Annotated in this window: 25 protein-coding genes; 8 read left to right on the forward strand and 17 right to left on the reverse strand. The window is 57.1% G+C overall.

Annotated elements, in window-relative coordinates; all coding sequences use genetic code 11:
* Window positions 1-42: 42 nt before the first annotated feature.
* The 6 genes from ACR0JG_RS17670 to ACR0JG_RS17695 all read left to right on the forward strand — a co-directional run bounded on the left by ACR0JG_RS17670 (window position 43) and on the right by ACR0JG_RS17695 (window position 6,950).
* The gene (locus tag ACR0JG_RS17670) at window positions 43-1,425 is read left to right on the forward strand and encodes a 1-acyl-sn-glycerol-3-phosphate acyltransferase (protein WP_170395815.1); all 1,383 of its coding nucleotides are present in this window, start codon (window positions 43-45) and stop codon (window positions 1,423-1,425) included.
* A gap of 111 nt (window positions 1,426-1,536) precedes the next feature.
* On the forward strand, window positions 1,537-2,823 hold the full coding sequence (gene ccrA / locus ACR0JG_RS17675; protein WP_170395824.1) for a crotonyl-CoA carboxylase/reductase: 1,287 nt from the start codon (window positions 1,537-1,539) through the stop codon (window positions 2,821-2,823).
* A gap of 367 nt (window positions 2,824-3,190) precedes the next feature.
* On the forward strand, window positions 3,191-3,910 hold the full coding sequence (locus ACR0JG_RS17680; RefSeq protein WP_170395826.1) for a helix-turn-helix transcriptional regulator: 720 nt from the start codon (window positions 3,191-3,193) through the stop codon (window positions 3,908-3,910).
* An 83-nt stretch (window positions 3,911-3,993) separates the two neighbouring features.
* Entirely contained in the window at window positions 3,994-4,632 is a 639-nt protein-coding gene (locus tag ACR0JG_RS17685; RefSeq protein WP_170423735.1) for an acyl-homoserine-lactone synthase, read from the forward strand.
* 60 nt (window positions 4,633-4,692) lie between these two features.
* Complete coding sequence (locus ACR0JG_RS17690) at window positions 4,693-6,225, forward strand: AAA family ATPase (protein WP_170513040.1); 1,533 nt, start codon at window positions 4,693-4,695, stop codon at window positions 6,223-6,225.
* Entirely contained in the window at window positions 6,222-6,950 is a 729-nt protein-coding gene (locus ACR0JG_RS17695; RefSeq protein ID WP_170566304.1) for an SDR family oxidoreductase, read from the forward strand. The genes ACR0JG_RS17690 and ACR0JG_RS17695 overlap by 4 nt, the downstream gene beginning before the upstream one ends.
* Before the next feature lie 3 nt (window positions 6,951-6,953).
* Here ACR0JG_RS17695 and ACR0JG_RS17700 read toward each other — a convergent pair whose 3' ends face one another.
* The 13 genes from ACR0JG_RS17700 to ACR0JG_RS17760 all read right to left on the reverse strand — a co-directional run bounded on the left by ACR0JG_RS17700 (window position 6,954) and on the right by ACR0JG_RS17760 (window position 17,911).
* Complete coding sequence (locus ACR0JG_RS17700) at window positions 6,954-7,718, reverse strand: TIGR02186 family protein (protein ID WP_170395832.1); 765 nt, start codon at window positions 7,716-7,718, stop codon at window positions 6,954-6,956.
* A 1-nt stretch (window position 7,719) separates the two neighbouring features.
* Window positions 7,720-8,640: a sulfite exporter TauE/SafE family protein gene (locus tag ACR0JG_RS17705; RefSeq protein WP_170395834.1), complete on the reverse strand. Its 921-nt coding sequence runs from the start codon at window positions 8,638-8,640 to the stop codon at window positions 7,720-7,722.
* Window positions 8,641-8,900: 260 nt separating this feature from the next.
* A complete protein-coding gene (locus ACR0JG_RS17710; RefSeq protein ID WP_170408321.1) occupies window positions 8,901-9,911 on the reverse strand; it encodes an ABC transporter permease in 1,011 nt (336 codons plus the stop codon).
* Window positions 9,911-11,005, reverse strand: a complete 1,095-nt coding sequence (locus ACR0JG_RS17715; protein ID WP_170636865.1) for an ABC transporter permease — start codon at window positions 11,003-11,005, stop codon at window positions 9,911-9,913. Before ACR0JG_RS17715 ends, ACR0JG_RS17710 begins: the two co-directional genes overlap by 1 nt.
* Window positions 11,006-11,008: 3 nt before the next feature.
* The gene (locus ACR0JG_RS17720) at window positions 11,009-12,538 is read right to left on the reverse strand and encodes an ABC transporter ATP-binding protein (protein WP_480571529.1); all 1,530 of its coding nucleotides are present in this window, start codon (window positions 12,536-12,538) and stop codon (window positions 11,009-11,011) included.
* Window positions 12,539-12,619: 81 nt separating this feature from the next.
* Window positions 12,620-13,618, reverse strand: coding sequence for a BMP family lipoprotein (locus tag ACR0JG_RS17725; RefSeq protein ID WP_170395841.1), 999 nt, complete (start codon window positions 13,616-13,618; stop codon window positions 12,620-12,622).
* A 135-nt stretch (window positions 13,619-13,753) separates the two neighbouring features.
* The gene (locus ACR0JG_RS17730; RefSeq protein WP_480571532.1) at window positions 13,754-14,170 is read right to left on the reverse strand and encodes a GNAT family N-acetyltransferase; all 417 of its coding nucleotides are present in this window, start codon (window positions 14,168-14,170) and stop codon (window positions 13,754-13,756) included.
* 11 nt (window positions 14,171-14,181) lie between these two features.
* Complete coding sequence (gene tsaB / locus ACR0JG_RS17735; protein WP_480571535.1) at window positions 14,182-14,772, reverse strand: tRNA (adenosine(37)-N6)-threonylcarbamoyltransferase complex dimerization subunit type 1 TsaB; 591 nt, start codon at window positions 14,770-14,772, stop codon at window positions 14,182-14,184.
* A complete protein-coding gene (locus tag ACR0JG_RS17740) occupies window positions 14,762-15,325 on the reverse strand; it encodes a NifU family protein (protein WP_170395847.1) in 564 nt (187 codons plus the stop codon). The genes tsaB and ACR0JG_RS17740 overlap by 11 nt, the downstream gene beginning before the upstream one ends.
* A gap of 69 nt (window positions 15,326-15,394) precedes the next feature.
* On the reverse strand, window positions 15,395-15,988 hold the full coding sequence (locus ACR0JG_RS17745) for a 2-hydroxychromene-2-carboxylate isomerase (protein ID WP_170423747.1): 594 nt from the start codon (window positions 15,986-15,988) through the stop codon (window positions 15,395-15,397).
* Between the two features lie 9 nt (window positions 15,989-15,997).
* On the reverse strand, window positions 15,998-16,453 hold the full coding sequence (locus ACR0JG_RS17750) for a universal stress protein (protein WP_074736907.1): 456 nt from the start codon (window positions 16,451-16,453) through the stop codon (window positions 15,998-16,000).
* 73 nt (window positions 16,454-16,526) lie between these two features.
* Window positions 16,527-17,390 (reverse strand): branched-chain amino acid aminotransferase, encoded by an 864-nt coding sequence (locus ACR0JG_RS17755; protein ID WP_480571538.1) that lies wholly within the window; start codon window positions 17,388-17,390, stop codon window positions 16,527-16,529.
* A gap of 59 nt (window positions 17,391-17,449) precedes the next feature.
* The gene (locus ACR0JG_RS17760; protein WP_170395853.1) at window positions 17,450-17,911 is read right to left on the reverse strand and encodes an Lrp/AsnC family transcriptional regulator; all 462 of its coding nucleotides are present in this window, start codon (window positions 17,909-17,911) and stop codon (window positions 17,450-17,452) included.
* Window positions 17,912-18,040: 129 nt separating this feature from the next.
* On the opposite strand from ACR0JG_RS17760, the gene ACR0JG_RS17765 reads away from it, so the two are divergent.
* Window positions 18,041-19,090, forward strand: coding sequence for a Glu/Leu/Phe/Val family dehydrogenase (locus ACR0JG_RS17765; protein WP_480571540.1), 1,050 nt, complete (start codon window positions 18,041-18,043; stop codon window positions 19,088-19,090).
* Window positions 19,091-19,156: 66 nt separating this feature from the next.
* Here ACR0JG_RS17765 and trpS read toward each other — a convergent pair whose 3' ends face one another.
* Window positions 19,157-20,185 carry a tryptophan--tRNA ligase gene (trpS, locus tag ACR0JG_RS17770; RefSeq protein ID WP_170423755.1) on the reverse strand — a complete coding sequence of 343 codons (1,029 nt, stop codon included), beginning with the start codon at window positions 20,183-20,185 and terminating at the stop codon, window positions 19,157-19,159.
* A gap of 86 nt (window positions 20,186-20,271) precedes the next feature.
* Between trpS and ACR0JG_RS17775 the strand changes: the two genes are divergently transcribed.
* Window positions 20,272-20,958: a rhomboid family intramembrane serine protease gene (locus tag ACR0JG_RS17775; protein WP_170423757.1), complete on the forward strand. Its 687-nt coding sequence runs from the start codon at window positions 20,272-20,274 to the stop codon at window positions 20,956-20,958.
* Between the two features lie 6 nt (window positions 20,959-20,964).
* Here ACR0JG_RS17775 and murJ read toward each other — a convergent pair whose 3' ends face one another.
* Genes murJ through ACR0JG_RS17790 form a run of 3 tightly spaced genes read right to left on the reverse strand, consistent with a single transcriptional unit; the run spans window position 20,965 to window position 26,454 of the window.
* Window positions 20,965-22,506, reverse strand: coding sequence for a murein biosynthesis integral membrane protein MurJ (gene murJ / locus ACR0JG_RS17780; protein WP_480571543.1), 1,542 nt, complete (start codon window positions 22,504-22,506; stop codon window positions 20,965-20,967).
* Window positions 22,503-25,322 carry a [protein-PII] uridylyltransferase gene (locus tag ACR0JG_RS17785; RefSeq protein WP_480571546.1) on the reverse strand — a complete coding sequence of 940 codons (2,820 nt, stop codon included), beginning with the start codon at window positions 25,320-25,322 and terminating at the stop codon, window positions 22,503-22,505. The genes murJ and ACR0JG_RS17785 overlap by 4 nt, the downstream gene beginning before the upstream one ends.
* Window positions 25,282-26,454, reverse strand: coding sequence for a penicillin-binding protein activator (locus tag ACR0JG_RS17790; RefSeq protein WP_170395865.1), 1,173 nt, complete (start codon window positions 26,452-26,454; stop codon window positions 25,282-25,284). Before ACR0JG_RS17790 ends, ACR0JG_RS17785 begins: the two co-directional genes overlap by 41 nt.
* Between the last annotated feature and the right edge of the window lie 16 nt (window positions 26,455-26,470).

Here is a 26,470-nt window from a genome sequence, read left to right on the forward strand (position 1 = left end):
CTGCAGATTGTGGGTGGTCGCGTTTGATGGCACTGTGCCCGAATGATGCAGACTGTGGAAATCCCGCTTTGGCTGTTTGTGCTGATCGTGCTGTTTGCCGCGGTCACATTTGCCTCGCATTTTTTGTTTCCGTCGGTGCGCTGGTTTTTCCGCCGCCGCCTTGAGCGCGCCGTCGCACGGTTGAACAAGCGACTGCAGCGTCCGATCCAACCGTTCAAGTTGGCGGGGCGGCATGACATGATTCAACGGCTTATCTATGACCCGCAAGTAAGCCGGGCGGTGCAGCAGCATGCCAAAGAAGAAGGTGTGCCTGACGCTGTTGCCTCAGAATTGGCACGGCGTTATGCGCGCGAGATTGCGCCCTCATTCTCGACAGTGGCGTATTTCAGCATCGCGATCCGTTTTGCCCGCATGCTGAGCAACGCCTTTTACAAGGTGCAGTTGGGTTACGAGGACAAAGCCGCGCTGGACAGTATCGATCCCGATGCGACGGTCGTTTATGTCATGAACCACCGCAGCAATATGGATTACGTGCTGGTCACCTATCTGGCGGCAGATCATTCGACCTTATCCTATGCTGTGGGCGAGTGGGCCCGTGTCTGGCCTCTAAGTCGATTGATTCGCGCGATGGGGGCCTATTTCATTCGCCGCAAGTCGGGTAGCGATCTATATCGACAGGTCCTTGCAAGCTATGTAAGGCACGCGACCGAAGCGGGCGTGACGCAGGCCATGTTCCCTGAGGGCGGGCTGAGTCTGACTGGCAAACTGGGGCGCCCCAAGCTGGGATTGTTGAAGTATATCCTTGACGGAGTCGAACCGCAGGGGCGGGATGTGGTGTTTGTTCCGGTTGCTTTGAACTATGATCGGGTGCTTGAAGATACCGTATTAACAGCGGCAGCGAAGGATAGTGAACGCCGCTTCCGCGCGCGGATCGGGGTTATCACCCGCTGGTCGCTCAAGCAGATTTGGCGCAAGCTCGTCGGGCGCTACAAGAGATTCGGGATTGCCTCGGTGCGGTATGCGACACCGATTTCCCTGAAGGAATTTCGAGTCGCGCACGAACGGGACCTAACAACCGATCTGGCCCGCGAGTTGATGCGCAGGATCGGCGCCGCAATTCCCTTTGTTCCAGTGCCTGCTGCGTGTCGGCTGGTTCAGGAAGAAGGTGAGATGTCAGAGCAGGAGTTGAAGGCGCGTTTGCTGACGTTGGGCGGCGACGCGGTTGCCCAGGATGATGGAGAGGCTGTTGACGATGCCATCAATCAGTTGGTCGAGCGACGGATTCTGCGTCGCGAGGCTGGAGTGTTGCGCCCATCAGGCGAGCGATCAGAGCTGCTTGCTTATTACGCGGCAGCATCAGAACCCGTTGTTCGGGCTGAGAATGATGCAAGTGCAGAAAGTATTTCTGCAACTGCTGGGTCATAAAATTACAAAATAGATACCAAAAACGGTTGCAATATTACTCAGGGGCTAATATTTCGTCTTTGGAAAGCCGCGATTCTGCGGCGCGGCAACAGTTGGAAAAAGGAGGCCAGCATGGCTTTGGATGTCGACAGCGGTATCGCGTCGTATGAGGCGCCGGAAAAGGACCTCTACGAGATGGGTGAAATCCCCCCGATGGGGTATGTTCCCAAGCAAATGTATGCCTGGGCCATCCGGAAAGAGCGCCACGGTGAGCCAGACACAGCGATGCAGTTGGAAGTCGTTGATGTCCCGAAGCTGGACAGCCACGAAGTGCTGGTTCTCGTTATGGCGGCGGGTGTGAACTACAACGGCGTCTGGGCATCGCTTGGCAAGCCGATCAGCCCGTTTGATGGCCACGGCCAACCCTTTCACATCGCAGGTTCAGATGCGTCGGGCATCGTCTGGGCGGTTGGTGACAAAGTGAAGCGCTGGAAAGTCGGCGATGAAGTCGTGATTCACTGCAACCAGGACGATGGCGATGACGAACACTGCAATGGTGGTGATCCGATGTATTCGCCCAGCCAGCGCATCTGGGGATATGAGACACCTGATGGCTCGTTCGCGCAGTTTACAAATGTTCAGGCACAGCAGCTGATGCCGCGTCCCAAGCACCTGACCTGGGAAGAAAGCGCCTGCTACACGCTGACCTTGGCAACAGCCTATCGGATGCTTTTTGGGCACGAACCGCACGATCTAAAGCCGGGCCAGAACGTCCTGGTTTGGGGCGCATCGGGCGGTCTGGGCTCTTACGCGATACAGTTGATCAACACTGCGGGTGCCAATGCGATCGGCGTGATATCGGATGAAAGCAAGCGTGAGTTTGTGATGGACCTTGGCGCCAAAGGCGTCATCAACCGCAAGGATTTCAACTGCTGGGGCCAGCTGCCCACGGTGAATACTCCGGAATATGCTGAATGGTTCAAAGAAGCCCGCAAGTTTGGCAAGGCCATCTGGGATATTACCGGCAAAGGTGTGAACGTCGACATGGTGTTCGAGCACCCCGGCGAAAGCACGTTCCCGGTGTCCACTTTTGTCGTGAAAAAGGGAGGTATGGTTGTGATCTGCGCCGGGACCACTGGCTACAACCTGACCTTCGACGTGCGTTACATGTGGATGCACCAGAAACGCTTGCAGGGCTCGCATTTTGCGCATCTCAAACAGGCGTCGGCTGCAAACCAGCTAATGGTCGAGCGCCGCTTGGATCCGTGCATGTCCGAAGTGTTCACTTGGCAGGATCTGCCTGAGGCGCACATGAAGATGATGCGCAACGAACACAAGCCGGGCAACATGTCGGTGCTGGTTCAGGCTCCGCATACAGGCATGCGCACCCTTGAAGAAGTATTGGCTGCCCGCGACTAACGGTCTCAGGCAAACAGCAGCTGCAACACCCGCAGGGCGCAAACACGCCTTGCGGGTGTTCATCGTTTCTATCGATGATTATGCATTTTCAATGCTTTAAGAAATCGCACCCCGCTATTTCTGGGGAGTAGAAAGCAGCGAGTAGGCCGAATTAGTCTGCACATGTTATGGTTGTGTTAACCCTTCGTTAACTATTTCGGGGACACCCTGATGGCGCAAAATGAGTGGATTTTGGACGTTCTGTCGGACCTCAACGCCTTTGCTGTGGCGAATGGGTTGAGCGCGCTGGCCGAGCAGCTTGACGACACAAGACTGATCGCCGCGGCCGAGATTGCGTCCTCAAAGGATGAGGCTTGCGCGCCCGCGAATGGGAAGAAAATTCGATTTGAGCCAGATCCTAGGGGATTTGGAAAGCACCAGCACGCTTGACGAGCTGACCAGCGTAGCAGTCCAGTTGCGGGACAAGCTGCAAATTGACCACATGACATATCATTGGGTTGATGGGGCCGGGGATCAATACGGGTTCACGACTTATTCGGATGCCTGGGATGAACGGTATCGAGACAGGAATTATCATCGTATTGATCCGGTTATTCTGGGTTGTTTTCAGCGATTTCACGCTGTGGACTGGAAACAGTTGAATTGGTCGGGCAAAGCAGTAAAGGCCTTCCTGCAGGACGCGCAGGAACATGGCGTCGGCAATCAGGGCTATTCGATCCCGCTGCGGGGGCCAGGCGGGCAATTCGCGCTGTTTACGGTCAACAACAGCTGCGATGACATCGCATGGCAGGCATTTGTCGAAACGTATGGCCGCGATCTCATATTGGTGGCGCATTTCCTCAATCGAAAAGCGCTGGAATTTGCAAAAGAACGGCAGCCGGACAACATGCGGGGGCTCTCGCCCCGCGAAATCGATGCAATGACATTGCTGGCGCTGGGGTATAGCAGAGCGCAGGTGGCGCACTCGCTTTCCATTTCTGAGCATACGCTCAGGGCCTATATCGAAAGCGCACGCTCAAAACTCGGTGCGCAAAATACGACTCATGCAATCGCCACTGCACTCAGTAGAGGATTAATAGTCGTTTAACGACCGTACGGTGGTCTCACCTTAAATTAACCACGTGTTCGTACCCCCTTTGTTCCAACTATGGACGATAAGGGGAACACGTCATGTTGCGTTATTTGTATGCCGATGAGCTGCATAACTTTCCGGAATTGGCCAGGGGGATGTTCAGGGATCGCGCGGATCAGTTCAAAACCCGCCTTGGCTGGGATGTTAAGGTTAATGAAAAGGGGGAAGAGCGGGATCAGTACGATGACCTGAACCCGCTCTATGTGATTTGGGAAGAGGCAGATGGCAGCCATGGCGGGTCCATGCGGATCCTACCGACGACCGGTCCGGTCATGGTGAACGACATATTCGGACATCTCACCGGGGGCAGTCCGATCCGAAGCCCACTAATCTGGGAGGTCACTCGCTTTTGCCTCTCGCGCAACGCCAGCGCTCATACCGCCGGGGCCATCATGCTGAGCGGCGGTGAGGTGATGGAAGGGTTTGGCCTGACCCACATAGCGGGCGTTTTTGATGCCCGCATGATCCGGATCTACCGTATGATCGGATCGTCTCCGGTGGTTTTGGGCACCGAAGGGAAAGGGCGCGATCAGATCTCGGTCGGCCTGTGGCCTTATTCAGCGGATGATTGCAACCGTGTAGCAGCCCGCGCAGGCATCCCGCGAGAGTTGTCGCGCCTGTGGTTCAAGACAGCATTTGGCCATGGCGCACAGCACCGGTTCGCTTTGTCGGCATAAGCATACGGAAAAACCAATCGGCATCTGGCAGCGCGCGGCGCGTCCCTGTAGGGTCGCGCCATGTCCTTGCCCCAAGTCACATTTTCCGAAGATCAGGCTGCCGCTTTTGACAACATTGCCGAGATGTTGCGAGGTGCCGGAGTAGACCTTGAAGACGACGCTCTGCTGAAACTGCCCGGCAGCGGAAAGTCTGGTGTTATGGCCGTTATTGGCAAGGCTGGATCGGGCAAAACCCTGTTGCTGGCAGAGCTTTACAAAGCTTTGGCCGAGACGGGGGTCAACCTGATCTCGGGCGATTTCGAAAGCCGCAAATCCCGCGACAAGCGCAGCCTTGCGATCCTCGCGCCGACGAACAAGGCCGCCAGCGTATTGCGGCTGCGTGGGGTGCCCGCGACGACGATCCATCGCATCCTTTATACGCCTGTTTACGACCCTGAATACGAGCGGATCGCCGAATGGCTCGCGGGCAATGACGAACGGCCCGAGATCGAAGGGCTGACAGACGAAGCGCTGGACCGCGCAGCCGCGTTCTATGCCAACAACAAATCCATCCCTGGTGCGCTGGCCGCTGCTGGGTTGCGCGGTTCGGATTTCATCACCGGCTGGAAACGTCGGGAAGAGCCGCTGGATATCGGTTTTGTGGACGAAGCCTCGATGCTAGACGACCGACAATTCGAGGATCTAAAGGAAATCTTCCCAACATTGTTGCTATTTGGTGATCCGGCGCAGTTGGCGCCGGTCAATCAATCTGGCTCGATGGTGTTCGACGGGTTGCCAGAGCCGCGCAAACAAATCCTGCATCGAGTGCATCGGCAAACTGCGGATAACCCAATCCTGGACCTCGCCCATGCTCTGTCCGATCCGGCCATGGGGTTTGAGGATTTCGAACGTCTGATCGAGGACACTGCCCGAAAGGATGACCGCGTTGTCTGGGGACAGCGGGTAGAAGTTGATCTGATGGCGCGCAGCCCGGTTCTTGTCTGGCGCAATGCGACCCGAATCCGGCTGATTCAGGCGTTCCGCACCGTACATGGCGCGCCGGAAACTGAACTACTGGAAGGGGAACCGTTGATTTGTGACGGCATTGAGCTGCCGTTGAAGCACCGCAAAAAGCGGTTGGACCTTGAGGCGCGCGGGCTGATTAAAGGCGCGCAGGTCATCTATCTTGGCCCTGGTCGCAAGCCGGGTTTTTCGCGGTTGCATGTGATGGGGGCCGAAGACCCTCAGGTCTCGGCGGCGTCGATCGTGCAGATTGAAAAGCCCGATGAGGAGGAGCCGTTCATTCCCTATGCTGCCCGTATGGGGGCAACGTTCCTGCATGGTGCCGCTGTGACGATCCATAAGGCGCAAGGGTCGCAATGGGACACGGTTCAGGTCTTTGCGCCAGACATCTACGCAGCCGCCCGCATGGGCCGTACTGAGGCCGGGCAACCGTTGTGGAAGCGCTTAGCTTATGTCGCCATAACCCGCGCACAGGAGAGGCTAATTTGGGTAGTGCGGAACCGCTTGTCGAAACCGACCCACCCATTGCGTGTGGATGACCTGCGTGCGGTTGCGGCACCATCCCTGACATTGGAGGCGGAAGAGACATGAAGACGATCATAGTGACCGGTGCAAGCTCGGGCATAGGCCGCGCCACCGCCGAGCTGTTTCTGTCAGAAGGATGGACTGTCGGGCTTCTGGCCCGCAGCGCTGACAAACTTCTTGCTATGGCACAGCATAACGCCTCGGCGATCCCGCTGGTTGCCGATGTGACTGACCCGGATGCCGTTGCAAACGCCTTTACTGCATTCACCCGACAGACCGGGCGACTGGACGTGCTGTTCAACAATGCCGGGATTTTTGCCCCTGGTGGCACCATCGACGAGATCGCGCTTGAGGATTGGTACGGCTCGGTCAATGTGAACCTGAACGGCATGTTCCTGTGTGCACGGGCTGCATTTGCTGCGATGCGGGCTCAGGCGCCGCAGGGGGGGCGTATCATAAACAACGGTTCAATCGCTGCTCATGTGCCGCGCCCGAACTCGGTGCATTATTCTGCGACGAAACACGCGATTACCGGTCTGACGCGCAGCCTTTCTCTGGACGGGCGGAGTTTTGGAATTGCCTGTGGTCAGATCGACATCGGAAATGCGCGCACCCCGATGGTGCAGGGGCTGGTCGATGAAGCGCTTGCTGAAGGCCGCGACCCTGATCCCACCATGGATGTCGGGGATGCCGCCCGCTCGGTACTGCATATGGCCGAACTGCCGCTTGAGGCGAATGTGCAGTTCATGACCGTTATGGCCACGACCATGCCCTATATCGGTCGCGGGTGACGATCAGTTCTCGCGCAGTAGGCGGAAGGCTGTCGAAGCGCCCCAACCGGCGGCAATCGCGATGGCCAGTGACATGAGCCCGTACCAAATGGGTTGTTCACGCGACATCGCGTACAAGAATCGCTCAAGCCCGACTTTGCGTACTCCGATCGAGGTTTCAAAGGTCGAGACCACCTTTCCGTCTCGTGTCAGGAAGATACGGGCGCTGTAGTCGCCTTCGGTCAGGTCCGACGGCATGTCGATTGATGTGCGGAACAACGTCTGTTCGTCCACAGCCACTGTGTTTTCCCGGATCGAGTACAGCCCTTCATCTTCGCGGATGCGGATGACCGCCTCGGAAAAATCCTGTGCGCCCTGAATGCTCATGTCCGCACCGACCGACCGGATGGCACGCTCGATCGAAACCTTATAGCGTAGGTCTTCGGTCTGGGTCAGAACCTCGGAAAACGGGGCGCTGGTGGCAACGGCGTAGAAGCTTGGAGCCAGATCAACAACAAGGCTATCGGTGTTCACCCAGATACCGAACCGTTTCTCTTTGCGGCGTACGGTGACAGGTTCGGATGGGCCGACCACCGATACGATGACCTCAAGCGGTGGACCGTCCGGGATTGGGGCTTCGCGCTTTACCGCGCCGAAAACCAGTATTTCGGACCCGTCAAAATTGGCGGTAATCGAGACGCGATCCTGACTTAGGCCCAGAACAACCTGTTCTTCGGCTGCGTAGGCTGGCAGACAGATCAGACAAAGAAGAGCAATCAGACGCAGCATCTTAGTGCCCTCCCGCATCGCCAAGCGAATACAACTCGGCGGGTTGAAGCAGAAGATCAAGCGCCAGCTTGCCGCAGACGACAAGTACCAGAGCCGCCAACAAAACGCGCAGTTGTTCAGCCGGCATTCGGGCACCGATGACTGTTCCGATTTGGGCACCAACTACCCCACCGACGAGCAGAAGAACCGCCAACACGACATCAACGGTATAGTTGGTAGTGGCGTGCAGCATAGTGGTAAAGGCGGTTACAAAGATGATCTGAAACAGCGAAGTTCCGACAACAACCTTGGTCGGCATACCCAATAGATAGATCATCGCGGGCACCATGATAAACCCGCCGCCGACACCCATGATAGCAGACAGGACACCGACAAACAGGCCTACGACAAGCGGTGGAATGACCGAGATGTACAGGCCCGACGTCCGAAACCGCATCTTGAACGGCATGGCGTGCACCCAACCGCGCTGGCGTCGTTTCGGAGGCGGCGTGCCGCCTTTCCGCGTTTTTCTAATCGCGTTCAGGCTTTCGACAAACATCAGACTGCCGATGATGCCCAGAAATACGACATAGCAAAGTTTGACCAGCAGATCGACCTGTCCGAGGCTCTTGAGATAGTTGAAGACAACAACACCCAACGCAGCGCCTGTCAGCCCTCCGACCAAAAGGACTGTACCCATTTTAAGGTCCACGGTTCGGCGCCTGAAATGCGCCAGCACCCCAGAAAATGATGAAGCAACAATCTGGTTTGCCTCGGTTGCAACCGCCACTGCAGGCGGAATGCCGATGAAGAACAGCAGTGGAGTCATCAAAAACCCACCGCCAACGCCAAACATTCCAGACAGAATGCCCACCATTCCACCCAGTCCAAACAGTAGAAACGCGTTTACGGATACTTCGGCAATCGGGAGGTAAATCTGCATGGCTTCTTCTAGACAGGAGAGGCCGTACCACGCGGTGTGGCAAAGCCATTGGTAACATAAATCTCAACAGACGAAGCGCGCGTGCCAGGTGGGGCCATCTAGTTGTTTCCGTGGCTCAACCTGAAAATAGTCGATAGCATGGCTGCGGAACTGATGCGGGACACGTCCATACCCCCTTAGAGCGGTTGCGGCATACAAAATCAACTCTGTATGCCGCTTTGCAGCAAACAGGACTGAGGGGCAGTCCTAAACTGGCTCTATCAGCGTTCCTTTACATATGGTTCGCCGCCTGCGCGTGGCGGTATGGCCTTGCCGACGAACCCGGCAAGAATCACCACGGTCAGGATATAGGGCAGGGCGTCCATGACCTGCACCGGGATCACGACCCCGCCCAGATCGATGTTCTGGAACCGCAAGGCAATGGCCTGCAACAGCCCGAACAACAGGCAAGCCCACATCGCGTGCCACGGACGCCATTTTGCAAAGATCAGAGCAGCCAGTGCGATAAATCCGCGCCCGGCGGTCATCTCTTTCACAAAGCCTGCTTGCAGCGCGGTGGCCAGGTAGGCACCTGCGATGCCGCAAAGTACGCCGCAAATAGCAACCGCTGCGTAGCGGAGACCTACAACCGAAACTCCAGCAGTATCCACCGCCGCAGGATTCTCTCCGACCGCGCGCAGACGCAGCCCGAACCGGGTGCGGAACAGAATCCACCAAGTCAGTGGCACCATAAGGAAAGCCACATACACCAGAATGGAATGGCCAGACAGAAGCTCGGAATAGGCCATATGCAGGGGATTGGTTTCAGACATCAGCTCGGAAACCGGACGGCCTGTCAGTTCGGCGTCAGCCGGACCGATCGCATAAGGGAATTCTGCGGATTCAAACCGCCCTTCACCGAACAATGATGGCGTACGACCACCCTGCTTGAACCAGCTTTGGGCGACAAGAACGGTCATACCTGAGGCAAGAAAGTTGATCGCAACCCCCGAGATCAGCTGATTGCCCCGGAACGTGATCGACGCAAACCCGTGTAGCGCCGAAAGGACCAGAGATGCCGCGATCCCGGCCAGCAATCCCAGCCACACCGAACCGGTTACGGCGGCGACGGCAGCCGAGAAGAATGCTGACATCAGCATCTTGCCTTCAAGGCCGATGTCGAATATGCCCGCGCGCTCGGAGTATAGTCCGGCCAGGCAGGCAAGCAGCAAAGGCGTAGCCAGTCGGATGGTCGAATCCAGAACCTGGATGAGTGTCAGGAAGAAATCCATCAGGCCGACCCCTTCCGAAGCGCCATGAACAGCTTTTCAAGCGGCATGCGCACCATGTTGTCCAGTGCTCCGGTAAACAGAATGACCAGCGCTTGGATGACCACGATCAGTTCGCGCGGAATCGATGTCCAAAGCGCCAGTTCGGCCCCGCCCTGATACAAAAAACCAAACAGAATAGCGGCTAGAAATACCCCGAATGGATGCGACCGACCCATCAGTGCCACGGCAATTCCAATGAAACCCGCGCCTTCGGTTGCGTTCAGCACCAACCGCTCGGCTTCGCCCATCACGTTGTTGACTGCCATCAGGCCCGCCAGAGCGCCCGAGATCAGCATGGCAATAATCGTGATGCGTACAGGCGAGATACCGGCGTAGACGGCACCGGTTTCCGAATGGCCGTAGGCGCGGATTTCATAGCCCAGCCGAGTTCGCCAGATCAGCGCCCAGACAACAAAACACGCAAGGATTGCGACGAAGAACGAGATGTTGGCAGGCGCACCTCGGAAAACGATGTTTTCGGCGCTCGAGAAAATCGACTGGAAAGTCGGGAGATGCACTGCCTCGGGGAAACGAGCCGTTGCTGGATCTTGCGACCCTTGAGGGCGCATGACGTTGACCAGCATGTAATTCAGGAAAGCGGCAGCGATGAAATTGAACATGATCGTGGTGATCACGATATGGCTGCCCCGCTTCGCCTGCAGATACGCCGGGATCGCGGCCCAGGCTGCACCGAAGATCATCGAAGCAGCACAGGCGGCCAGCAAAGCTATTGTCCAATGCGGCCAAGGAACCGATAGGCAGACGATGGCAACTCCCAGTCCGCCCAGCATGGCCTGACCCTCGCCGCCGATGTTGAACAAGCGCGCGTGAAAGGCAACTGCAACCGCGAGTCCGGTGAAGATGAAGTTCGTTGCGTAATAAAGTGTATAGCCCCAGCCGTAGGTTGACCCTAGGGCCCCAGTGACCATCAGATTTACCGCCTCAAGCGGATCTTCCCCGATGGCCAGGATCACGATTGCCGAAAGGATTGTGGCCAGAAGCAGACTGATTAGCGGGATCAGTACCACATCGGCCCATTTGGGCATTTTTTCCATGGTTCAGGCGGCCTCTCCTGCAACACCGGCCATCAGCAGGCCCAGTTCTTTTTCATCCGTCTCGGCGGGCAGACGCTCGCCCATGATATGTCCGTCAAACATAACCGCGATCCGGTCCGAGAGTGAGAAGATCTCTTCCAGCTCGACCGAGACCAGCAAGATTGCTTTGCCCTGATCCCTCAAGGCGACGATCTGTTTGTGAATGAACTCGATGGCACCGATATCCACGCCGCGTGTGGGCTGGCCCACCAGCAGCAGATCGGGATTGCGCTCGATTTCTCGTGCAACGACGATTTTCTGTTGATTGCCGCCCGAGAAGCTTTTTGCCGTCAGCCAGCCATTGGGCGGGCGCACATCGAACTTCTCGATCTTGGCTTCGGTGTCAGCGCGCAGGGCAGCGTTGTCCATGAACAGCCCGCGTTTGTAAGCAGGGTCGCGGTGGTAGCCGAACGCCACGTTCTCCCACGCGTGAAAATCCATGATCAGACCTTCGCGCTGCCGATCCTCGGGGACATGAGCGATATGTCGGGCGCGCCGCGCTTGCCCGCCCGATCCGGGGCCGTGCAACGCCAGAGGTTCGCCGTTCAGTTTGATCGAGCCTACCCCGGGTCGCATACCACCCAAAACTTCAAGCAGCTCGGACTGCCCGTTGCCAGCAACGCCCGCGATGCCAACGATCTCACCCGCGCGAACGGTTAGGTCGATGCCTTTGACACGCTCGACACCGGCCGAATCGGTGACACTGAGGTTTTCGATTTCCAGAACCGGTTTGCCCGGCTGTGCAGGCACCTTATCAACCTGTAGCAAGACCTTGCGGCCAACCATCAATTCGGCCAGTGCCTGCGGATTGGTGTCAGCTGTTTTGACGGTGGCGGTCATCTCACCACGGCGCATAACCGAAACCGTATCAGTGTTCTCCATGATTTCGCGCAGTTTGTGCGTGATCACGATGATTGTTTTACCCTCGGACCGCAGCCGGTCGAGAATGCGAAACAGCTGGTCCGCCTCGGCAGGGGTAAGAACGCCCGTGGGTTCGTCCAGAATCAGAATTTCGGCCTTGCGGTAGAGCGCCTTGAGAATCTCAACCCGCTGCTGCATGCCCACACCGATCTCATCGATGCGTTTGTCAGGGTCGACGAACAGTTCGTATTCTTCCTCTAGATCTTTCAGCTCTTTCCGGGCTTTCGCCAGCGACGGAGCCAACAGCCCACCGTCTTCCGCACCCAGAACGATGTTTTCCAGAACGGTGAAATTCTCGACCAGTTTGAAATGCTGAAACACCATCCCGATGCCCGAGGCGATCGCCGCCTGACTGTCAGGGATGTCGGTCTTGGTGCCGTTGATCCAGATTTCGCCTTTGTCGGCTTTGTAAAATCCGTAGAGGATGCTCATCAGCGTGGATTTGCCCGCTCCGTTTTCACCGATGATCCCGTGGATCGCTCCGCGGGCGACGCTGATGGAAATATCTTTATTAGCCTGAACCGGCCCAAAGGCTTTGGAAATCCCTTTGAGTTCAATGGCGGGGACGGTCATATCTTGTCCTTGGGTTGCCGAAAGGGCCGCATGCGGCAGAGTGGTGCAGGGCGGAGGCCATGGCCCCCGCCCCCAGTTACATCAGAACTGCAGTGCAGGGCAGCTGTCGTTCTCGTAGTAGCTGACAACGCTTACGTTGCCATCGATGATGTCGCGACGGGCACTTTCAATGGCCGAGCTCATTTCTTCGCTCACCAGTTCCGCGTTGTTTTCATCCATCGCAACGCCAACGCCATCTTGTGCAAGACCCATGGTGTAAACACCGGTCTGGACGTCTTCGCCAGCTTTCATGGCGTCATATACAGCAACGTCCACACGCTTGAGCATCGAGGTCAGGACCTTGCCCGGGTGCAGGTGGTTCTGGTTGCTATCGACACCGATTGACAGGATGCCTTCGTCGGCTGCGGTTTGCAGAACGCCAACACCGGTACCGCCCGCAGCGGCGTAAATCACGTCAGCACCCTGGCTGATCTGTGCTTTGGTCAACTCCGAGCCCTTCACCGGGTCGTTCCATGCGGCAGGGGTGGTGCCTGTCATATTGGCAACAACGTTGATGTCCGGGTTTACGGACTTCGCGCCTTGTGCATAACCACAACCAAAGTGACGGATCAGAGGGATATCCATACCACCGATAAAGCCCACTGTGCCGGATTGGGACGCCATCGCCGCCATCATGCCGACCAGGTATGATCCTTCATGTTCGGCAAATCCGATCTGGCGAATGTTCGGGGCTTCCAGCCAGGTCACGTCGACCGCAACGAATTTTGTATCCGGATAGTCACCTGCCACTGCAGCCAATGGATCGGCCATGGCGAAGCCCATTGTGATAATCGGGTTTGCGCCTGCTTCGGCAAAGCGGCGAAGCGCCTGTTCGCGTTGCGCTTCCGATTGAAGCTCGATCTCGCGATAGCTTTTGCCGGTCTGTTCCGCCCAACGCTGAGCGCCATTATGCGCGGCTTCGTTGAACGATTTGTCGAACTTGCCACCCAGATCAAAGATAAGGGCCGGTTCTGCCATAGCAGCACCTGCTGTTAGTGCAACCGCAGCGGCTGCGCCCATCAAGGATTTCATAAATGTCATTTGTTACTCCCGTTGGCTATTATCGGTCCGGGGCTTAATCCCCCGGTACCCACTCAGAGCGAGCATACCTGTTGTGATGGCGGGAATTGAAGCTGTTTGCAACAGCTTCGGTCAACACATTTTTGACCATATGGTCTAAAAAAGCGAATATTTTTCGTTCAAGGGGCGTTCCATGACGATCGCATCGGCGTTTGGGCCACTTTTGCGATGATAATAGGCTGCGCGATTGCCGCATGGCGTGTATCCGCAGGTTTGGTACAGAGAGATCGCCGAATGGTTATCTGAGGCAACGTCCAGAAATGCGCGGATTGCACCGAGTTCTCGTGCCTTGGCGTGCCAGTCTGCCATGATGCGCCGCGCCAGCCCGCGTCTTTGATAGTCTGGACGTGTCGCGATCGTGAGCAGCTCGGCCTCTTCGCCGATCACTTGAATGAGAGCGAAAGACCGTTTGTCACCAACTACATGGGTAAAGCGATTGGCGATCAGATTGCTGAATTCTTCAGCGCTCCACGGGCGTGACTGTGTGAAGGCTGCGGCGTGGGTTTCTGCCATGTCCTGTGGTTTCATTCGTCCAAAAGCACCGGTGGTACATCGCTGGAGGGGGCCGCATCTGCAGGGCGGACATAAAGCGGAGCGGGTGGTGCTTGAACTGTCGTCCAACGACCAGCGGCCACCTGGGCGATCGCACGGGCCTGCTGTTCTGGGTCATCGCAGAAATACAAGGGACCAATATCGTCAGCGGCATGACGTAAGGTCAGGTAAGGCGCGCGCCCCTTAGGCTGCACATAAACCTGATCGCGCGGTGCAGCTATCGCCGGGAGATGCCCGTCGGGCGCAATTTCCGCAACTGCATCAAACCCCGACACCCCAACCGCCGGCACACCAAGCCCAAGCGCCAACCCGCGCGCTGCGGATACCGAGATTCGGATGCCGGTGAAATTCCCGGGGCCGATTCCGACGGCGATCGCATCAAGGTGCCGCCATGTGCAATTGTTCCGGGTCAGGATTTCTTCAAGCAAGGGCATCAACCGTTCCGCCTGCCCACGAGTCATCGCCTCGGCGTGCGATGCGATAATCTTGCCCTCTCGCAGCAAAGCGGCCGCGCAATGCGCGGCCGATGTATCGAATGCCAAAATCGTCGGTTCAGACGGCAACAGGGCGAACCTCGGTCACTTCGGGGATGTAGTGACGCAACAGGTTCTCGATCCCCATTTTCAGCGTTAGGGTCGAGGAAGGACAGCCCGCGCAGGCTCCCTGCATGTGCAGATAAACAACGCCGCGGTCGAAGCCGTGGAAGGTGATGTCACCGCCGTCCTGAGCCACAGCAGGACGCACGCGGCTATCCAGCAGATCTTTGATCTGGTTGACAATCTCTGCATCTTCGCCGGTGTGTTCAGCGTGGCCCGAGGCGGTCTCTGCGCCTGCGCCCATAACCGGTTGGCCGGACTGGTAATGCTCCATCACAGCGCCGAGAATTGCGGGCTTGATGTGATCCCACTGCACGTCATCAGATTTGGTTACCGTGACAAAATCGTTGCCGAAGAACACGCCTGTTACGCCGTTTACACCGAATATGCGTTTGGCGAGCGGAGATTTTTCTGCAGCGTCGGCGCTTGGAAAATCAGCGGTGCCTGCTTCCAGAACCGTCTGGCCGGGTAGGAATTTTAGTGTGGCCGGGTTGGGTGTGGATTCGGTTTGAATGAACATGGCGCGGCTCCGTCTAAGATGCATCTGATATGCGCGTCCGTGCGGGGGAAGTCAAGATTTGGAACCGTTCTAAATTGCGGCGGCGTAAGAAATCGCATCATCCAGACGATCATCACCCCAGAACAGCTCGTCCCCAATAACGAAACTCGGCGCACCAAAGATGTGTTTAGCCTTGGCCTGAGTAACTTGCTCGAACAAGGCAGCCTTGATCGCGGGGTCGCTTATCCGATCCATCAGATCAGTCGAAACGCCAGATTTGGTAAGGCACTCAACCAGAACCGCCGGATTCGATATATCACGACCGGAACCAAACTGCGCAGAATAGACAGTGCGTACAAAGGCTGCCCGTTGATCAGCTGGTTCGATCGCCAGCGCTAGCCTTGCTGCTTTCAAGCTGTTTTGCGGAAATGGCTCAGGCCGCCGAAAAGGTAAATCGCGCGCGGCGCAAAGCCGTTCCATGTCTCGCCACATGTACCGACCTTTTGCCGGGTAGAGGTTGAACGGCGAGTTGTTCCATCCCTGTTCAGCAAAGATCGGCCCCAGAAGGAATGGGTGCCATTCTACGGCAACTCCATATTCCGAAGCCGCCTGCTGAATACGCATCGCGCTGAGATAAGAATAGGTCGATGCGAAGTCGAACCAGAACTGCAGCTTCGCGGACATAAATTCACCTCAGGTGATGGCTTCCAGCTTCTCTTTGCTCAGATCGCCGGGCACGATAGTAATAGGAATGGGCAAGCTTCCAGAGTTCCGGGTCAGTTGTGTCACCAACGGTCCGGGGCCTTTTTTGTCAGTACCTGCACCCAGAACCAATACCCCGATCTCGGGATCGGATTGGACATGTTCAATGATTTCGGCCACCGGATCGCCTTCACGGATTGCCAATTCGGGCTCGACACCCTGTTTGTCGCGCATCCATTTGGCGAACACCTCGAAATGGGCGTGAATACGTTCACGCGCTTCTTCGCGCATCACCTCGGCAACACCGATCCAGTGGTTGAATTCGTCCGGTGGAATTACCGAAAGAACCGTAACCCCGCCGCCAGTATGTGCCGCACGCATAGCGGCAAAGCGCATGGCGTTCAGGCATTCACGGCTGTCGTCCAGAACGACTAGGAACTTGCGCATATTTGTCCTCGTTTGTTTTCGGGATCATGCCCCACAGGGTAAGCAGTGGCAACTGAAACAGAAAAGGAGCAGATCAGCAATTGCTTGCAGCCCAATCCCAGTACATCTCGCGTGTGCGACGGGCGATTGGGCCCACCTGATACTGGGTGTCATCCAGCGCGGTGATTGGCGTCACTTTGCTCATGTTACCGCTCATGAACACTTCGTCCGCGTCGTGAAAGTCATCGAAACTCAGCACGGTTTCATGCACGGTTACCCCATCGGCGCGCAGGTTTTTAATATGCCGCGCGCGTGTAATCCCGGCCAAGAATGTCCCATTGGGGATTGGAGTAAAAACCTCACCATCGCGCGCCATGAAGATATTTGCGGTCGCAGTCTCGGCCACATGCCCCATCGCGTCGGCCACAAGGGCGTTTGAAAAGCCCTTGCTGCGTGCCTCCTGCAACATCCGGGCATTGTTCGGATACAGGCACCCTGCCTTTGCGTTGACCACAGCGGATTCCAGAACAGGGCGGCGGAACCGAGTGGTTGTCAGCGTCGCTGAGGCGGTTTCGGGTGCCATTGGGATTTCTTCAAGACAGATGGCAAAGCCAGTGCTGTTTTCCTGAGGGACGATGGCGGTGTGATCCCCGTCGATGCCCCAATACATGGGGCGAATGTATACAGCGGTGTCGGGTGCGTAACTTTGCAACCCTTCGTGAACCAGATCGACCATCTGTTCGGTCGTCACAGATGGTGTGAGCATCAGCGCCTCGGCCGATCGGTTTACGCGGGCGCAATGGGCATCAAGATCCGGGGTCATTCCATCGAAGAAGCGGGCTCCGTCGAATACGGACGAGCCAAGCCATGCGCCATGATCGGCTGCCCGCATGATCGGGGCGTCCCCGTCGTGCCATTGCCCATCGAAATAGGTACGGATGTTTTTGCCGACTGCCATTACGCCCTCCCTCAAGCTTCGGGGAAACCTAGGTTGGGGCTGACGCAAGGTCCAGCAGATTATCCGTGGTGCTGAGGCAGCGCTTCGCGTTTGACCATGGTGCGCAAAGCGAAGTTTGATCGTAGGTTTCGAATGCCCGAAATTTTCATAAGCCGGTTCTCCAGAAATGCATCAAACGCATTGAGGTCTTTGGCAACCACGCGCAGCAGAATGTCGCGTGATCCGGTCATGAGGTAGCAATCCATCACCTCATCACAGCGGCGAATGGCCTTTTCGAAGGAATCGATGGCGTTGCGATCCTGTTTCTCCAACTCGACAGACACAAAGATTGTGACGCCGAATCCAAGCCGCTCGGGGTCGACCTGTGCGGCGTAGCCGGTGATAATCCCGTCCCGCTGCAGCCGATCCAAACGCCGTGCGCAGGGTGTCGGGGACAGCCCGACATGCTCCGCCAAATCGATGACAGTCATACGGCCATCGTTTTGAAGGGCGCGGATTATCTTGGAATCGATATCATCCATGGCGAAAAACTCCACAAAAGTTTTCAATTATAGATTTTAGCACCAAAAATTTCCCTGATATAGTGACAAAAGGGTGAAAATCACTCGACGATAGGTGGCAAACTCTCGGAAGCATTCCGGAGGAGAAGAATGGACATCACCATCGTAGACGCGCCAGAGCACGAGCGCGTGGTCGAATTCAAAGATAACTCGCTTGGTCTATTGGGATACATCGCGATCCACTCAACGCAACGTGGCCCCGCTGCGGGCGGTGTGCGCATGCGCCCTTATGGCCACCCAGCCGAGGCCCTGGACGATGCTTTGCGACTGGCAAGGGGCATGACGTTCAAGAACGCCGCGGCAGATCTGCCGCTCGGGGGAGGCAAGGCTGTCATCATCGGGGATCCTCATGAGGATAAATCACCTGAACTTTTGCAGGCCTTTGGGCGCGTGATTCAAGGTTTGAACGGTCTGTACTGGACGGCAGAAGATATGGGTATGACGCCTGCAGATATGGCGCATATCGGATCTGAAACCGAATTTGTGGCTGGGCTGGCGGAAGGTGAGTTCGCCAGCGGTGATCCGTCTCCGATAACGGCGCGCGGGATATTCAATGCTATCCGGGTGACAGCGCAGCACCGGTTTGGATTTTCTGGCCTGAAAGGCCTGACTGTATCGGTTCAGGGGCTTGGCCATGTAGGCGAGCATTTGTGCCAGTTGTTGCACGATTCTGGTGCGCAGTTAATCGTAACTGACATCGACACCCGGCAAGCGGCCCGCGTGGCCGAACGGTTTGCGGCACGGGTCGTTGCACCCGATGCGATCTACGGCGTTGAAGCGGATATCTTTGCGCCTTGTGCGATCGGCGGCATCCTGAACGAAACGAGTATTCCATTACTGAAAGTCGGCGCTGTGGCCGGAGGGGCAAATAATCAGTTGTCCAGCGATCGGGACGCGCAGTTGCTCCACCAGCGTGGCATTCTTTACGCCCCTGACTTCGTCGCCAATGGCGGTGGTATCGTGAATGTGGCGACGGAAATCCTCCGTGTCGCAGAGCGTGAAGCTTGGGTCGCCGGTAGGTTGCAGGCGCTGGAGCAGACGATGGATCGCATCCTGACACGGGCCAAAGCCGAAGCGGTCAGCCCGCACGAAGTTGCGGAATCCATCGTGCACGAGATGCTGAGCCTGCAGGCGGCATAAGAGCCGACGGAACGAAAAACGCCGCCCGAGAAAGGGCGGCGTTTTTTTTGGATTGCGATCGCGTGGTCAGGACTTGCCCGCGCCGACCATCCCTACAATCTCGTAGGTCTGCTGCAGAATCGGGGCCGCGATTGCACGTGCCCGTTCAGCACCTCGGGCGAGAATCTGATCAATCTCGGCCTCTTCGCCCATCAGGCGCGCCATTTCGGTTGAAATGGGTGAGAGTTTCGAGACCGCAAGTTCTGCCAACATTGGCTTGAACTCACCGAATTGCTTCCCGCCAACTTCAGCCAGCACTTGTGCGGCCGTCTGGTCGCTAAGCGCGGCATAGATATTCACCAGATTGCGCGCCTCAGGACGGTCTTCAAGGCCATCGACCTCCGATGGCAAAGCGTCCGGGTCGGTCTTGGCTTTACGGATCTTCTTGGCGATGGCGTCGGCATCATCGGTCATGTTGATCCGCGTCATATCAGACGGGTCTGACGACGACATCTTCCGGGACCCGTCACGCAGGTTCATCACACGGGGCGCAGGCCCACCGATGACCGGTTCGGTTACCGGAAAGAAATCGACGCCATAGTCATGGTTGAACTTGATTGCGATGTCGCGCGTCAGTTCCAGATGTTGCTTCTGGTCTTCTCCAACAGGCACATGGGTCGCGTGATAGACCAGAATGTCTGCCGCCATCAGGGCAGGATAGGCGAACAGACCCAGCGAAGCATTCTGCGCATTCTTACCGGCCTTGTCCTTGAATTGCGTCATCCGCTGCATCCAGCCGATCCGGGCGATACAGTTGAAAATCCAGGCCAACTGAGTGTGTTCCGGCACTTGGCTCTGGTTGAACAAGATAGATTTCTCAGGGTCGAGGCCAGCAGCAATGAACCCTGCGCACACTTCGCGGGTTTTTTCACGCAAGCGATCGGGATCTTGCCAGACGGTAATCGCGTGGAGGTCGACCATGCAGTAGACGGTCTCGTATTCCGGCCCCTGCATATCCACGAAACGTTTAAGTGCACCCAGGTAATTACCCAAGTGCAGGTTTCCTGAAGGCTGGATGCCGGAAAACACGCGCGGCGTGAATTGGGTCTCGGTCATCGAAGGAAACTCCTGTCTGGAAAAATCAGCCCCCGTCGCTTACCCATGAGGCCAAGGGACGTCAACAGCCGCGAAAGGCCAGCCCAATGAGCAGTGAGCATTATACACCGCCCGTGAACCCTCTGCCGCCGGTCGTGGTGGCGCTGGTTCTGTTCATCATCGGGATTGAACTGATCTTCTTGCTTGGCAGCAGGGGCTTGGTCGGAGGGCCGACTGCTGTTGGTTGGCGCTTGGATGCGTTGCAGCAATATACGTTTTCGCCCGATATATTCGATTGGATGGTCCAGAACGGGCGCTGGCCGTTCGAACATGTGATCCGCTTTGTCACCTATCCCTTTGTTCAGGCCAATTTCACGCAAGCAGTGTTTGTCTGCGTGTTTGTGCTGGCGATGGGTAAGATGGTTGCCGAGGTCTTTGGCAGTGTCGCCATGCTGATCATATTCGTCTTGTCCGGTGTCGGCGGAGCGTTGGCCTATGCGGTGCTGTTGAACCCGCCATATCCACTGGTTGGCGGGTTTCCTCCGGTTTATGGGCTAATCGGTGCGTTCACTTGGCTGCTATGGCGCAAGCTTTCTCTGGTGGGTGAAAACCAATCGCGCGCATTCAGCCTGATCGCGGTTCTTATGGGCATTCAGTTGCTGTTCGGTCTGATCTTCGGTGGGACCTCGGATTGGGTCGCCGATCTGGGCGGTTTTGCCACCGGGTTTGGTTTGTCTTTCTTTCTGGCTCCGGGTGGATGGGCGCGTATCCTTAGCAAAACCCGGCGGGATTGATGCGCCTTAGCTACGGCGCAGCGCTGTTCGGAATTCCGAAATCCTGAAGGCCCCCAAGAGGTGCCCCAATAGGAAGTAGGCCACCACCGCAGTTACAATGAGCACGATCAGCGCAAGGTAACGCCAGCCTGGTACGCCGAACGTCGAGCCGAAGAGGTTAATGGCCGTAAACAACACCACCCCCATGCCAGCCGATGCCGCCACGACCCGCCAGATCCGCTGTTTGAACCGGTCATCAAATCGGGCTTCGTCGCCCATTCTGCGCGCGCCGATTGCAAGCAGCGCAACCATGGCCCAGCCAGCAGTCGACGCTGCGATTGCGGGCGCAATCCACCCGAAAATGGGATAAAGCCCAAAGGCAAGCCCGGCATTCACCACCATCGCAACCACAGCGTATCGAAACGGTGATTTGGTATCCTCGCGGGCGAAGAACAACGGTTGCAGCAGCTTCTGCAGCATGAATGCGGGCAGCCCGATACCATAGATGGCCACGGCCAAGGCGGTCGCCGCTGTATCTTCGGCGCTGAACTGGCCACGTTGGAACAGGACCGAGACCAACGGGCCGGGGATGATCATAAAGGCGACTGTCGAAGGCAAGGTCAGCAGCAGAGTAAACTCTCCGGCTCTTGAAAAGGCGTTGCGTGCTCCATCTTTGTCGTCTGCGCGCAGGCGGCGCGACAGGTCGGGTAACAGCACGATGCCGACGGCAATGCCAACCACTCCGAGCGGCAGTTGATACAAACGATCTGCGGCAAACAACCAACTGACTGCCTTTTCGGTTTTTGATGCCACAAGCTGTCCGACTACAAGATTGACTTGCGTTACGCCCATGGCCAACGCCGCAGGAACCGCGATCCGCACCATGCGGCGCATTTCCGGGCTGAGCTTTGGCCAACCGGGCCGAATGCGAATTCCCGCGCGTTCAGTCGCAATCCAGACAAGCGCCAATTGCGCGATGCCTGCGACTGGGATGACCGCGATGAGCCAGCGTATGATTTCTCCACCAGATATCGCGCCAAAGATTAACGCGGAGCAGGCGAATATGTTCAGCAGCACAGGAGCGGCGGCTGCAGCGGCGAAGCGCCCGGTAGCGTTCAATACTCCGGAAAACAGCGCAGCGAGGGACATAAACAGGATGTAGGGGAACACGACGTAACCATAATCCACCGCCAGATCGAAGCGTTCATCACCATAGAATCCTTCGGCGGTTATCCAAACCAACGCGGGCATGAAGACCATCGCCAGACCGACTAGCGCCAACACCGCCACCGCCAACAGGTTAAACGCATCCTGTGCGAAACCTTCGGCGTCTTCACCGCCTTCAAGGCGTTTTGAAAACATTGGAACAAAGGCTGCGTTGAATGCGCCCTCGGCAAAGAAGCGGCGGAACATATTGGGTAGTCGGAAGGCTGCGACGAAAGCGTCCATCACCGGTCCGGGGCCGATATAAGCGGTCAGCAGGATTTCCCGCAAAAAGCCCAGAATGCGGCTTGCCAAGGTCCAGAACCCAACGGTGAAAAAGCCCGAAATCAGGCGGATCGGCTTCATGATGCGGCCCGCTCGGCACCTTCGGTGATGGCCGCGCGCAGCTTGGCTTCCAACCCGCGTTGCTTGGCCTCAGAGTGGTATTTCAGGCCGAACATATCCTTGACATAGAACGTGTCGACCACCTGTTCGCCATAGGTGGCGATCACTGCGTTCGCGATATAGACATTGGCGGCTGCCATCGTGCGCGTCAAATCATATAGCAGTCCGGGCCGGTCGCGGGTGTCGACTTCGATGATCGTGTAAATCTCTGAACCTTCGTTGTCGAAGGTGATATGGGTCGGGACGTTGAAGGCGCGTTCGCGCTTCTTGATCTTGTCGCGGGATTTCAATGCGTCCCGTGCGACAACCTCACCCCTGAGTGTCTTGTGAATCATCTGGGTCAGCCGAGGCAGGCGCGTGGCCTCGAAGGGATGGCCCTCGGCGTCCTGAACCCAGAACGCATCAGTTACATATCCGTCTTTCGTCGTATAGCTGCGGGCATCAACCACATTGGCTCCGACAAGGGCAAGTGCCCCTGCAATGCGAGAAAAAATACCCGGATGATCACCCATGGCAAAACACGCGCGGGTGGCGTCGCGATCCTCATCCGGATGCAGACGGATTTCTACGGCACCTGGATCGCCGCTGTCCTCCAGCGATTTCAACATTTCCGCGAATTCGACATGTGTCGAAAGGTTCAGTCCCTGCCAATACGGATCATAATGCCGCCCGGTTTCGGTTTTCAGATCAGATTTGGACCAGTTTTCCAATTCGGCCCGCAACCGCTTTTTCGCCCCATCTCCACGATTGGCTCGGTTAAGCGCCTCCATCCCGGATTCCAGTGCGTGTTTGGTGTCAGCATGCAACGCGCGCAGCAATGTAGCCTTCCAGTTGTTCCAGGTCGTTGGTCCGACACCGCGGATGTCACAGACTGTCAGCACCGTCAGCAAGTCCAGCCGTTTGACGGTTGCAACAGCTTTCGCGAAATCGCGGATTGTGCGCGGGTCTGAGATGTCGCGTTTTTGCGCCATATCGGACATCAGCAAGTGATAGCGTACAAGCCATTCGACGGTTTCCGAATCCGCCTTGCTCAGCCCTAATCGTGGCGCCACTTTGCGCGCGATTTGCGCGCCCAGAATCGAATGATCTTCGGGGCGTCCTTTGCCGATGTCGTGCAGCAACAGAGCCACGTATAGAACCTTTCGGCTAACACCACCCTCCAGGATGGATGACGCCAAGGGCAGTTCCTCGATTAACTCTCCTCGCTCGATCTGCGCCAAATTGACGATGCACTGGATCGTATGCTCGTCCACCGTATAGCTGTGATACATATTGAACTGCATCATCGCCACGATGTGCTCAAACTCGGGCAAAAAGGCTGACAGAACCCCCAACTCGTTCATGCGTCGCAGGGCACGTTCGGGGTTGCCGTGTTTCAGCATCAGATCAAGAAAGATGCGCCGCGCCTCTTTGTCGTTGCGCATCTCATCGTCGATCAGGTTCAGGTTGGCCGTTACCAACCGCATTGCGTCGGGATGGATCAGCATACCCGTGCGCAAACCCTCTTCGAACAACCGTAACAGGTTGACCTTGTCTGACAGGAACGTGTCAGGGTCCGCGATATCCAGACGGCCATGGACCACGCGGTAACCGGCCTTGACGCGGGGGCGACGGCGGAAAATACGTTCCAGCAAGGCCGCGCCCTTCATGTGCGAGGCTTCCAGTTTGGTCAGGAAAATCCGTGTCAATTCGCCCACACGGGTGGCTTCGCGGAAATAGCGTTGCATGAACACCTCGACGGCGCGCCGACCGGCGCGGTCTTGATATCCCATACGATCGGCCACCTCGACCTGCAGATCGAAGGTCAGTTGTTCCGTCGCGCGGCCTGTCACCAGATGCAAATGAGACCTGACGGCCCAGAGGAATTCTTCGGCTTGCGCGAACTCGTCAAACTCTTCGGGCGTAAAGAGGCCCATAGGGACCAGTTCGGCCACATCCGTTACGCCATAGATATATTTTGCGATCCAGTAGAGCGATTGCAGGTCGCGTAAGCCGCCCTTGCCCTCTTTGACATTGGGTTCGACCATATAGCGTTCACCCTGCTTCAGGTGCCGCTCATCGCGCTCCTTCAGCTTGGCTTCGATAAATTCCCGCTCGGTGCCTTTGAAAAGATCGGTCTTCAGGCGCGCTTCAAGTTCTTGCGCAAGGGGCTGATCCCCGACGAGATACCGTTGTTCCAGCATGGCGGTACGGATGGTGAAATCATCGGCCCCCAGACGCAGGCAATCTTTGATCGTGCGTGAAGAGTGACCGACCTTCAGCCGCAGATCCCAGAGAATATAGAGCATGGATTCGATCACGCTCTCGGCCCAGGCGGTGATTTTGTACGGCGTCAGAAAAAGCAGATCTACATCGGATGACGGGGCCATCTCACCCCGGCCATAACCTCCCACTGCCAGCACAGCGATTTTCTCGCCTTGCGTGGGATTTGCCAGCGGATGCAGATGCTCGCTGGCAATGCGCATTGCTGTGCCGACCATCTGGTCCGTCAGATAGGTATAGGAATGCGTCAGCGTCAGTGCATCAAATGGGCGCTCGGCAAAGGCGTCCGCAATCGCCTTGCGGCCTGTCTTTTGCGCCTCTCGCAGTATGCGCACCGTCTCGGCGCGCAAGGCTGCGTTGTCCGAACTGTTTTCAACAGCGGCGGACAGGTTGGCATTGACCTCGGCGTTGTTAAAAATCTCGTCAGCCGCGCAGATCAGATTGACATCTGGCGCAGAGCCCTGCGCCGGTCGATTAGAATCCGGCGCCAGAGAAGCTTTGTGGGGCAGGGTCAATCACAACCACCTGTTTGTTCTGGATCGTGGCAACAGCCAGACCGCGTTCGTTCGTACCGTTCGGCCGAAGGCGGAAAATACCGCCGACACCCTGAAAACCGGCGTTCTGGGTTAATGCTGCACCTGTCAACGCGTTCGATTTGCCCTGGCTGACCAAGGCTCCGATCGCAGCGATTCCGTCATAGGCAAGCCCGCTGATCGGGTGTGGTGCCTCACCGTAGGTGTTGTTGTAACGCTGGCGATAAGCCTGTGCCTTTGCCGGATCGGGAAGTGCGAACCAGCCACCTTGTACGCCAGGCAATTCCAGCGTTTGGGCTGGAATGTCCCAACGTGTCAGGCCGATATACTGAGTTGTCGCAGGCGACACACCAGCCTCGGGCAACAACTGGCTGTAAAGCGGCAGCGCGCCTGCGGTTGTCGCGGTCAGGAAAATCGAATCTGCGCCGGTCGAATCGACCGTTGCTTTGATCGCCGAAACAGAATCGATCACGCCCTGCTGTGACCGGTCATATCCAACTGTGCCCGCATTGTTGACGCGGCTGTTGCTGAGCGCGGCAGCGATGGCAGACTGGCCTAGCTGGCCCGCTGAGTCATTGCTGTGCACGATGACAGTACTGTTTTTACCCTGCTGTCCGGCGTAGTTCACCAGCCTGTTGGCCGTGTTCTGGAAAGTGGGGCCAAGCACATAGACATTGCCGCCCGCAATGCTGGTGTTGTTCGAGAAGGACAGCACGTTCACATTGTTGTTTAGCACCGCAAGTCCTGCCGCGTTTGCGGCTTGTGCGTACACTGGCCCAAGAATGATCTTGGCCCCGTCCGCTACAGCTTGCTGTGCAACCGCCGAGGCCGTTCCGGCATTGCCGGCCGTGTCGTAGACGCGCAGATCAATCTTGACGTTCGGCAAATCCGCGATGGCCAGCCGTGCCGCGTTCTCAAGGCTTCGTGCAAGGGCCGCATCGCCAGACTGAGGTGATCCGCTTGGGACCAACAGGGCCACCGGAACCGGGTCAGAGGTGTCGATCGAGGGGCCTCCGCTGATGCCGCCGACTTCACAGGCGGCCAGAAAAGCGGCCGTGGCCAGTACAATGGCGGATTTCGCCAGTTTGCGTGCGGGCTTGCAAACGGTAAACATCTAAAAGAAAACTCCC

Source organism: Ruegeria sp. AD5, assembly GCF_056542345.1.

Coding starts and splice junctions, on each gene's coding strand:
- ACR0JG_RS17790 (WP_170395865.1), bottom strand. CDS start 26,454: ATGTTTACCGTTTGCAAGCCCGCACGCAAACTGGCGAAATCCGCCATT.
- ACR0JG_RS17690 (WP_170513040.1), top strand. CDS start 4,693: ATGTCCTTGCCCCAAGTCACATTTTCCGAAGATCAGGCTGCCGCTTTT.
- ACR0JG_RS17695 (WP_170566304.1), top strand. CDS start 6,222: ATGAAGACGATCATAGTGACCGGTGCAAGCTCGGGCATAGGCCGCGCC.
- ccrA (WP_170395824.1), top strand. CDS start 1,537: ATGGCTTTGGATGTCGACAGCGGTATCGCGTCGTATGAGGCGCCGGAA.
- ACR0JG_RS17775 (WP_170423757.1), top strand. CDS start 20,272: ATGAGCAGTGAGCATTATACACCGCCCGTGAACCCTCTGCCGCCGGTC.
- ACR0JG_RS17705 (WP_170395834.1), bottom strand. CDS start 8,640: ATGCAGATTTACCTCCCGATTGCCGAAGTATCCGTAAACGCGTTTCTA.
- ACR0JG_RS17760 (WP_170395853.1), bottom strand. CDS start 17,911: ATGGATGATATCGATTCCAAGATAATCCGCGCCCTTCAAAACGATGGC.
- ACR0JG_RS17710 (WP_170408321.1), bottom strand. CDS start 9,911: ATGGATTTCTTCCTGACACTCATCCAGGTTCTGGATTCGACCATCCGA.
- murJ (WP_480571543.1), bottom strand. CDS start 22,506: ATGAAGCCGATCCGCCTGATTTCGGGCTTTTTCACCGTTGGGTTCTGG.
- ACR0JG_RS17685 (WP_170423735.1), top strand. CDS start 3,994: ATGTTGCGTTATTTGTATGCCGATGAGCTGCATAACTTTCCGGAATTG.
- ACR0JG_RS17755 (WP_480571538.1), bottom strand. CDS start 17,390: ATGGCAGTCGGCAAAAACATCCGTACCTATTTCGATGGGCAATGGCAC.
- ACR0JG_RS17750 (WP_074736907.1), bottom strand. CDS start 16,453: ATGCGCAAGTTCCTAGTCGTTCTGGACGACAGCCGTGAATGCCTGAAC.
- ACR0JG_RS17715 (WP_170636865.1), bottom strand. CDS start 11,005: ATGGAAAAAATGCCCAAATGGGCCGATGTGGTACTGATCCCGCTAATC.
- ACR0JG_RS17725 (WP_170395841.1), bottom strand. CDS start 13,618: ATGACATTTATGAAATCCTTGATGGGCGCAGCCGCTGCGGTTGCACTA.
- ACR0JG_RS17740 (WP_170395847.1), bottom strand. CDS start 15,325: ATGTTCATTCAAACCGAATCCACACCCAACCCGGCCACACTAAAATTC.
- ACR0JG_RS17700 (WP_170395832.1), bottom strand. CDS start 7,718: ATGCTGCGTCTGATTGCTCTTCTTTGTCTGATCTGTCTGCCAGCCTAC.
- ACR0JG_RS17680 (WP_170395826.1), top strand. CDS start 3,191: ATGGGAAGAAAATTCGATTTGAGCCAGATCCTAGGGGATTTGGAAAGC.
- ACR0JG_RS17765 (WP_480571540.1), top strand. CDS start 18,041: ATGGACATCACCATCGTAGACGCGCCAGAGCACGAGCGCGTGGTCGAA.
- trpS (WP_170423755.1), bottom strand. CDS start 20,185: ATGACCGAGACCCAATTCACGCCGCGCGTGTTTTCCGGCATCCAGCCT.
- ACR0JG_RS17730 (WP_480571532.1), bottom strand. CDS start 14,170: ATGGCAGAAACCCACGCCGCAGCCTTCACACAGTCACGCCCGTGGAGC.
- ACR0JG_RS17745 (WP_170423747.1), bottom strand. CDS start 15,988: ATGTCCGCGAAGCTGCAGTTCTGGTTCGACTTCGCATCGACCTATTCT.
- ACR0JG_RS17670 (WP_170395815.1), top strand. CDS start 43: ATGATGCAGACTGTGGAAATCCCGCTTTGGCTGTTTGTGCTGATCGTG.
- ACR0JG_RS17720 (WP_480571529.1), bottom strand. CDS start 12,538: ATGACCGTCCCCGCCATTGAACTCAAAGGGATTTCCAAAGCCTTTGGG.